Here is a 6,594-nt window from a genome sequence, read left to right on the forward strand (position 1 = left end):
CGCACCGCCGTGCAAGCCAGTGCCCCGCCCCTGGCCGAGCCGCAAGTCACCTTCGGCCGGCTGGTGGGCTACTACTGGCTGCGTCTGGAGCGCAAAGGCAACACCATAAGCGGCTTCACTTCACCCGATGGTAAGCAATGGACGCCCGTAGGCAGCTTCCGCGCCAGCCTGCCCCAGCAGGTGCTGGTGGGCCTGCCGGCCTGCTCGCGCCTCACCACCGTGAGCACTACCGTGCGGCTGGACAAGGTGAGCGCCACGGGGTGGCCGGGGAAGTAGAGACCCGGAAATTGTCCGTCAAGAAATCGCCCGTCATGCTGAGCGAAGCGTAGTCGAAGCATGACGGTCTTTCGTTAAATTATTGCTTAGCTATTCGCTGAATCTATGCCCACCCGCACCTGCCTCGCACCCTACCTCCTTGCCGCGCTGCTCGCCACCGGCTGCGCCACCACCACACGCCTCCCCCAAACGCAAGCCACCGCCCCGGCCCTTGATGTAGCCAAGGAGCTGGCCTACTGCGCCGCCCAGGCCCGCAAAACCGTGGCCCAGACGCCTGACTACACCCAGCAGCCGCGCCGCATCGCAGCCGGCCAAAGCCAGTGGCAATACGTGAGCCGCGAGGACTGGACCAGCGGCTTCTGGCCCGGTACGCTCTGGTACGTGTACGAAACCCAGCCCACGAATTTCTGGCAGGAAAAGGCGCAGGGCTTCACCCAGGACCTGGCCCCCGTGCTCGACCACAAGACCGTGGACCACGACCTGGGCTTCCAGTTCTATTGCAGCTACGGCAACGGCTACCGCCTCACCCAGAACCCGGCCTACAAGCAGGTGCTGCTGCGGGCAGCCGACTCGCTGGCCACGCTCTTCAACCCACGGGTGGGCACCATCCTGTCGTGGCCGCGCATGGTGAAGCAGATGGGCTGGCCCCACAACACCATTATGGACAACATGATAAACCTGGAGCTGCTGTTCTGGGCCAGCAAAAACGGCGGCTCCAAGAAGCTATACGACATGGCAGTGAGCCACGCCCGCGTGACGAGCCAGCACCACTTCCGGCCCGATGGCACCAGCTACCACGTAGCCGTGTACGACGACAAAACCGGCCAGTTCATCAAAGGCGTGACGCACCAGGGCTACGCCGATAACACCATGTGGGCCAGGGGTCAGGCCTGGGCCATCTACGGCTTCACGATGGCCTACCGTGAAAGCAAGGAAACCGAGTTTCTGGACCGCGCCCGCAAGTCGGCCGACGTGTTCATTAAGCGCTTGCCCGCCGACCAGGTGCCCTACTGGGACTTCGACGCGCCCGATATCCCGGCCGCGCCCCGCGATGCCTCGGCGGCGGCCATCGTGGCCTCAGCCCTGCTCGAACTCTCCACCCTGACCCCCGACAAAGCCGCCGCGCTAGGCTACCGCCAGCAGGCCGAGCGGATGCTCACCACGCTGTCCTCGGCCCAGTACCAGGCCCGCGACCAGAGCCCGGCCTTTCTGCTGCACAGCACCGGCCACAAGCCCAACGGCACCGAAATCGACGCCAGCATCAACTACGCCGACTACTACTACCTAGAGGCCCTGCTGCGCCTGCAAAAGCTGCAACAGGGCAAGCGGCTATAAGCGCACAGTTTGGGTAGCGCAAGAGTAAGAACAGAAATTCCCGTTAGGGCCGTAGCAAGAAATTTTGGCGGGAGCGGGGTGGCTCAGAAAACGGGTACTGGCTTAACACCTGATTTTAGCCCAACTTCCAGAACCTGGCGAAATAGCCCGACTCTTGCCCTTGCTGCTCGAACACATCAACAGGTTGGGCCGGTATTATTTTACTTTGTCACCCCCCTGATTCTCCATGCTCGTGAACCGATTGGTTACCCGCACCCTCCTTCGCCTCTGTCTAACCGCTATCAGCCCGTTGTTGCTTACGCCGGTCTGGGCGCAGAATACCATCATGTGGAAGGTCGCGGGGCCCGACGTGCCCGCCCCCACCTATATCCTGGGCACGTTCCATCAAATGGGTAATTCCTTCTTGGACCGACGCCCCCTCATCACCCAGGCCCTGCTGGCGGCCCGGGTGGCGGCGTTCGAATCGGTTGAGGATAAGGAGCAGGCCATCGTGGCGGTTATCAATGCCCGCCTGGCCAGCACGGCGTATCAGCAAGCACTCGACCCGGCCGACGCGGCGTATTTAGCCACTTATAGCAAAGCCTGGTTAGTCCCCCTGGACAAACTCCAACCCGCGGAGCTACTCGTCAAACTTCAGCAAGACTACGTGGCCCAAAACTGCGGCACCGTGCTGCCGACCGATACAGCGACGCACATGGATGATTATCTGCTGGGACTAGCACGCCGGGCGAAGCTACCGGTGGTCGGCCTGGAAACGTACACCACCCAGTTTAAGGCGATTAACGCGACTCCAACGGGTGAGTTGACTTGGGAAAAGGCGAAGCCCGGTGTCCATTTCTGGGTGGAAAGTTTAGCCCAGCATAAAAACCAGGCCCAGATTTGCGCGGTGGCGAAAGAATATCTGCGGATGCGGTTCGACTATCAGTTCAAGGTACCTTGTGCGCCAGCGAACGAACTGGTCATCAAACGCAACCAGCAGTGGCTGCCTAAAGTGAAGGAATTAGTCCAAACGGGCAATGCCTTTATCGCGGTGGGCCAATTCCATCTCTACGGCGCCTGTGGCCTGCTACAACAACTACGCGACCTAGGCTATGCGGTCACCGCAGTGGCGGTGAAGTAGCTTCTGCGGGTCACCGTATCGCCAACGCGCACGAAGAAATGGATGCGACGAGGTGACCAGAATAAAAGGTTTTACCGAGGCTACCGGGAATTTCTGTTCCTACTCTTGTGCTACCCCTGTTTATTTACAGAGGTGTTTCAGGTATTTCAGGATGGTTCAGGAGGGAAGCGTAGCGGCGCACCAGGAGTTTTGTCCTGACTCCCATTCATTCCAAGCCTGTGCGTCCCGATTTCATTTCCCCGCTTGCCCTTACGTTAGGACTAGCTGTTAGCCTTCTGGCAACCGAATCACGCGCCCAATACCCTGGTCAGACCAGGGAGCAAACGGCCGTGGCCCTGAAAGCACCCATCAAAGCCTACAGCTTCAACCTGAGCGACGTACGGGTGCTGGATAGCCCCTTCAAAGACAACATGGACCGCGAGGGGCGCTGGCTACTCTCGCTGCCTACCGAACGGCTGCTGCACAGCTTCCGGGTGAATGCGGGCCTGCTGACCGATAAGAAAACCAGCCCCACCAAGATGCCCAAGCCCCTCGGCGGCTGGGAGGGCCTTGACATGGAGCTGCGCGGCCACAGCATCGGCCACATCCTTTCGGGCCTGGCATTTCAGTATGCCTCGACGGGCAACGCGGCTTTTAAGGCCAAGAGCGACAGCTTGGTGGCGGGCCTAGCCGTCGTGCAAAAGGCCCTGAACGAAGGCGGCTACTTGAGCGCTTACCCGCAGAACTACATTGACCGCAACATTGCTGGCACCAGCGTGTGGGCGCCGTGGTATACCCAGCACAAAATCTTCGCCGGCCTGACGGACGCCTACTGGCAAACCGGCAACCAGCAGGCCCTGGACGTGGAAAAGGGCATGGCCGCCTGGGCCTACCAGAAGCTCACGCCCCTCACGCCCGAACAGCTGGCCAAGATGCTGCGCAATGAGTTTGGGGGCATGAATGACGCCTTCTACAACCTCTACGCCATCACCGGCGACCCGCAGCACCTCAAGCTGGCCGAAATGTTCTACCACAAAGCCGTGCTCGAACCGCTGGAGAACGGCCAGGACAAGCTGGATAAAATGCACGCCAATACCGTCATTCCCAAGTTGGTGGGCGAGGCGCGGGCCTACGAGCTGACCGCTGACCCCAAAGCGCAACGGGCGGCTACCTTCTTCTGGAACGACGTAGTGGCGCACCACACCTACGCCCACGGTGGCAACAGCGACAAGGAACACTTCTTCCAGCCCGACCAGCTCTCGAAGCACCTCACCGGCAACACCGGCGAAACGTGCAACACCTACAACATGCTCAAGCTGACGCGGCACCTCTTCACCTGGAACCCCGACGCCAAGTACGCCGACTACTACGAGCAGGCGCTCTACAACCACATTCTGGGCCAGCAGGACCCTAAAACGGGCATGGTGGCCTACTTCTCGCCCATGCTGCCGGGTGCCTACCGTCTCTACAGCACCCCCGACCAGTCGTTCTGGTGCTGCGTGGGCTCGGGCTTCGAAAGCCACTCCAAGTACGGCGAGGCCATCTATTACCACGGTGCTCAGGATTTGTACGTCAACCTCTTTATTCCCTCGGAGCTGACCTGGGCCGAGCGCGGCGTGAAAGTTGTGCAAACCACCCGCTACCCCGAAGAGGAAACTACCCGCCTCACCATCGAGACGAAAAAGCCGATGGCCATGCCCCTGCACCTGCGCTATCCCGGCTGGGCTACCAGCGGCGTGGTGCTGAAAGTGAACGGCAAAACCGTGGCCGTGAAGCAGCAACCTGGCAGCTATATCACCCTAAGCCGCACTTGGAAAAACGGCGACCGCGTGGAGCTGACCTACCCCATGACCCTGCGCGTAGTGCCCACCAACGACGACCCACACAAGGCCGCCTTCGCCTACGGCCCGCTCGTGCTGGCCGGCGAAATGGGCACGGCCAACATGGTCGGCACCGCCCCCGACCACGACCCCGCCGACCCTTACCAATACTACGGCTACGACTACCACGTGCCCGCCGACCTGGTACACACGCTCCGCACTAGCACCGGCAAAGTCACGGACTGGTTCCAGCCCGTGCCCGGTCAGCCCCTCACCTTCCAAACCACGCCGGCCACCGGGGCCGGCGGCATCCGGCTGGTGCCCTACTACAAGGCCCAGCGCGAGCGCTACGTGGTGTACTGGGATTTGCAATGAGGAGATGATAAAGAGAAAAGACTAGGTCATGCAGAGCGCAGCAAAGCATCTCGCGTGGGGCAATAATCAATGACGATTGTAGACGTCAATCCCCGAAATATTTCGCTGCGCTCTGCATAGCATGGTATTTTATTATGTTGATAATCAAATTATTAAAGTGAAAAACACAAAAACGGTGGGCCCATTAAAACGGATATGCTGCCTATTGCTAGGATTGTTGGGGGCAGCCTACTCCGGCCAGGCGCAGGAGTGGCAATGGTCGCTGCCGGTGGCCGGGGGCACCCACAATGCCGGGCCGGCGCGGGCTTTCCTGTGGGTGCCGCCCACGTGCCGGCAGGTACGCGGCATCGTATTCGCGCAGCATAACATGGAGGAAATCTCCATCCTTGAAAACGCCCATTTCCGGCAGGAAATGAGCAAATTAGGCTTTGCCGAAGTGTGGGTGTCGCCCGCTTTCAATCTGCAATTCAACTTCACGGCCGGCGCGGGCGACATCCTCACCAAGCTGCTGCAAGACCTGGCCACCGAGTCGGGCTACCGCGAGCTGGCCTATGCGCCACTGGTGCCGATGGGGCACTCGGCGGCGGCCAGCGCGCCCTATTACGTGGCGGCCTGGGCACCCGAGCGAGTGCTGGCCTGCCTGTCGGTGAGCGGGCAGTGGCCCTATGTGCGCGACAAGCAGTTTTCGCCCGATATCTGGGGGACGCGCACCATCGACTACGTGCCCGCCCTAGAGACGATGGGCGAATATGAGTCGGCCGCCACCTGGTCGACGGAGGGACTAAAGGAGCGCCAGCAGCACCCACTCACACCCCTGAGTATGCTGGCCTGCCCGGCCGAAGGCCACTTTGCCACCACCGAGGAGAAGGTAGCTTACCTAGCGTTCTACATCAAAAAAGCCGTCCAATACCGCCTGCCTAAAAAGATGCCGAGGGACCGGGCCCCTGTCCTCACGCCCATCGACCCCACCAAAACCGGCTGGCTGCAAGAGAAATGGGTGCCTAATCAGGTCCCTACGGTCGCCGCCGCCCCGGTGGGCCAGTATGTCGGCGACCCAGCCCAAGCCTTCTGGTTTTTTGACGAAGAGCACGCCCGCGCCACGGCTGCTTACCAGGCCCGGCACCGCCAGCAGCTGCCGCAGCTAGTGAGCTACTTGGTCGATGGCCGGCCCGCCGCGCAACGCAGCACCCACCAGCAGGTCAACCTACCCTTCCGGCCCCTGGCCGATGGCATCACGTTTGTGCAGCGCGGCACTTTCCTCGACACCGTGGCGGGTGGCAGCCCACGCCTGGCCCAGTGGACGAAACTGCCCGTAGGCACGCCCATCGGCCACGCCCAGCAGGCTGGCCCGGTGGTAATAAGCCGTATCTGTGGCCCGTTTCGCCAGCTCAGCGCCGACACCTTTCGGCTACATCTAGAGCGGGGCCTGGGGGCTAACCTGCGTCAGTACGACCTGTGGCTGACGGCCACGCACCCCGGCGATGCCCGCTACAAGCCCGCCGTGCAGCAGGCCCAGCTGGTGGTGCCCCTGCGCCTCACCGAGGGTGCGGCCCAGCACCTCACCTTCCCGCAGCTACCCGACCAGAAAGCTACTCAGGCAACCATACGCCTGGCAGCTACCTCTGATACCGGCCTGCCCGTGCAGTACTACGTGCGCCAGGGCCCGGCCGAGCTGGTCGGCAACGCGCT

5 protein-coding genes are annotated in these 6,594 nt (G+C 61.6%); all 5 read left to right on the forward strand.

Translation table 11 applies throughout. From position 1 onward, the window contains the following. Positions 1 to 276: hypothetical protein (locus ACYVDE_RS11780; RefSeq protein ID WP_460501744.1), on the forward strand; the 276-nt coding region annotated here is incomplete at its 5' end. Between the two features lie 105 nt (positions 277 to 381). After that, positions 382 to 1,611 (forward strand): glycoside hydrolase family protein, encoded by a 1,230-nt coding sequence (locus ACYVDE_RS11785; RefSeq protein WP_460501745.1) that lies wholly within the window; start codon positions 382 to 384, stop codon positions 1,609 to 1,611. A 226-nt stretch (positions 1,612 to 1,837) separates the two neighbouring features. Continuing rightward, on the forward strand, positions 1,838 to 2,731 hold the full coding sequence (locus ACYVDE_RS11790) for a TraB/GumN family protein (protein ID WP_460501746.1): 894 nt from the start codon (positions 1,838 to 1,840) through the stop codon (positions 2,729 to 2,731). Between the two features lie 329 nt (positions 2,732 to 3,060). Continuing rightward, a complete protein-coding gene (locus ACYVDE_RS11795) occupies positions 3,061 to 4,905 on the forward strand; it encodes a glycoside hydrolase family 127 protein (protein ID WP_460501747.1) in 1,845 nt (614 codons plus the stop codon). 214 nt (positions 4,906 to 5,119) lie between these two features. Further along, positions 5,120 to 6,594: hypothetical protein (locus tag ACYVDE_RS11800; RefSeq protein ID WP_460501748.1), on the forward strand; the 1,475-nt coding region annotated here is incomplete at its 3' end.

This window comes from Hymenobacter agri, assembly GCF_054778495.1.

Coding starts and splice junctions, on each gene's coding strand:
- ACYVDE_RS11785 (WP_460501745.1), top strand. CDS start 382: ATGCCCACCCGCACCTGCCTCGCACCCTACCTCCTTGCCGCGCTGCTC.
- ACYVDE_RS11790 (WP_460501746.1), top strand. CDS start 1,838: ATGCTCGTGAACCGATTGGTTACCCGCACCCTCCTTCGCCTCTGTCTA.